Source organism: Mesorhizobium sp. M2A.F.Ca.ET.042.01.1.1 (genome assembly GCF_003997405.1).
GTDB lineage: Bacteria > Pseudomonadota > Alphaproteobacteria > Rhizobiales > Rhizobiaceae > Mesorhizobium.
In genome coordinates, this window is record NZ_RZRX01000476.1 from 1 (window position 1) to 2,337 (window position 2,337).

General features: G+C 63.8%; 3 protein-coding genes. All 3 read right to left on the reverse strand.

Annotated elements, in window-relative coordinates; genetic code table 11:
- Positions 1-69: 69 nt before the first annotated feature.
- On the reverse strand, positions 70-831 hold the full coding sequence (locus tag EOA23_RS33885; protein WP_042641416.1) for a F0F1 ATP synthase subunit A: 762 nt from the start codon (positions 829-831) through the stop codon (positions 70-72).
- A gap of 65 nt (positions 832-896) precedes the next feature.
- Positions 897-1,289, reverse strand: a complete 393-nt coding sequence (locus EOA23_RS33890) for an AtpZ/AtpI family protein (RefSeq protein WP_126078616.1) — start codon at positions 1,287-1,289, stop codon at positions 897-899.
- Positions 1,290-1,578: 289 nt separating this feature from the next.
- Positions 1,579-2,337 (reverse strand): cell wall hydrolase (locus EOA23_RS33895; protein WP_145966580.1); only part of this gene is annotated, 759 nt, incomplete at its 5' end.

Genomic DNA, 2,337 nt, shown 5'->3' on the forward strand with positions numbered 1-2,337 from the left:
CTGCAGCAGCTGCTATCGGCGCTGGTATCGCCTGCATCGGCATGGGCGCCGCCGGGGCGCCGGTGAAAATCAGTGGCTCGGGTGCAGCGCGTCGTTCAGATACATGCAGGTAAGCACCGCGAAGACGTAGGCCTGCAGGAAGGCGACCAGCAGCTCGAGGGCGGTCAATGCGACCGCCATGGCGAGCGGCAGGACCGAGCCGGCGATGCCGACGGCGCCGAGCGCGCTGAGGCTGACGACGAAGCCCGAGAACACTTTCAGCGTGATGTGGCCGGCCAGCATGTTGGCGAAAAGACGAACCGAGAGGCTGACAGGACGCGAGACGAAGGAAATGACTTCGATCGCCACCACCAGCGGCAGAAGAAGACCCGGCACGCCATGCGGCACGAACAGCTTGAGGAAGCCCAAACCGTGCTTGGCGAAGCCGTAGACGACGACCGTGCCGATGACCAGGATCGCCAGCGTGAAGGTGACGATGATGTGGCTGGTGACGGTGAAGAAATAGGGGAACAGGCCGATCAGATTGGCGACCAGCACGAACATGAACAGCGAGAACACCAGCGGAAAGAACTGCATGCCCTGCTTGCCGGCGGCATCGCGCAGCATGTTGCCGACGAACTCATAGGCCATTTCGGAGACCGACTGCAGCCGCCCCGGGATCAAGGCGCGGCTGGCCGTGCTCCAATAGAGGAAAGCCGAAGCCAGCACGATCGTGACAACCATGAACAGGGAGGAGTTGGTGAACGAGACGTCGTAGCCGCCGATATGCAGCGGGATGATCGGATGGATCTGGAACTGGTGGATCGGATCGACCTTGTCAGCAGCAGCCACTTTAAATCCCCGTCAAAGCCACAATCGGCTTCTTAAGTTCACTTCAGCGCCCAGGGGCGCCCACTTCATTCTTTCGGCTCGCGCGGCTTGCCGCCCTGACCGAATTCCGGTGCAAGCCCCGCCGAACGCAGGACATTGAGTATACCGGCGCCAAAGCCAAGCAACAGGCCCACGATCAGACCCCAAGGCGCTGTTCCCGCCAGGCGGTCGATGATCCAGCCCAAGCCAACACCGACCACCACTCCGGCGATGAACTCGCTGGACAGTTTCAGCGCCTGACCGTAACCGGCCGCAGCTTTCGCTTCGTCTTTCCCCTCGAGCCGGTCCGTGCGCCTCGTCGCAAGCGATGCTTCGAGATCGCGCCGGCGGCGCTCAAGTTCGTCGTCGCGGATGGTGGCTTCTGGCTGCCTGCCGCGGCCGGTTTCTCCGGTTCCGTCTGGCCCGGTTTTGTCGGCCATCGCAACCCCCCTGCCCGGGCAGACGATTGCCGTCCGTCCGCTTCTAAAGTCGCCGGCAACATAGTTAGAGGGTCCGCGCCCGTCAAGCCACGGGCCGAACTTCCAAGCGATGTATTTTTCGCTGTTAAAACAACGATTTATCGAGGTGCGACATCGTGCCCTTCACGCCCGCGTGAGGTGACGGCGCGAATCCTGGCGGCAAGCCGCGTTCGCCGGGGCTTGCCGGGCGCCGAAAGAAGGACAGCCGGGGGCGTCGTTTAGGCGGCTCGGCTCGAGCCGCCCAATCGGCTCAGCTCCAGCCGCCGCCATAGGTGCGGTAGAAGATGTGCAGGCCGATCCTGGTCATGCGCTGCATGGCACGCGCCCAGCCGGGATGGACGTAGTTGGCGTAGTAATGCGTCGACGAGCCGACCTCGGGAATGAAGATCTTGCCGGCGGTCACCGCCATGGCGACCTCCTGGGCGGTCTTGTAGGAAGCCTGGTCGGTGATGGTCTTCTTCCTGCCGTCGCAGGCGAAGGAGAACTGGCAGCGGTTGAACCAGTCGTCGTTCTGGTAGACGACGCCGCAGATCGTCTTCGGATAGGCCGGGTTGCGGACGCGGTTCAGGATCACCTGGGCGACCGCCGCCTGGCCGCGCACCGGCTCGCTGCGCGCCTCGAAATAGATGCCTTTGGCAAGGCAGGCCTGCTCGGGCTTGGAAAAGACGCTGGCCGGCAGCGGGTTCTGCAGCCAGGCATGGTCGCCCTTGCCCATCGGCGGGATGAAGCGGCCGTCGTTCGGATCGTCCTGCAGCAGCGCCTCGAAGGGCGAGGCCTTGGCATAGTCGGGCGCGGACTGGGCATAGGCGGTGGCGAGGATGTCCGGCTTGTTGTTGTTGACGAGGGCGACGAGCGCTGCCGGCAGATCCGGATCCGGCTTCTTGTCCTCGCGCAGATGGAAGGCCTGGGCGATCTGGACTTCCTTGCCCTTGATGCCGGGCTTGGCGAAGGTGAGCTTCAGGCCGCTGTCCATCGAGGGACGCAGCAGTGAGGAGGTGCGCTCGAAGAT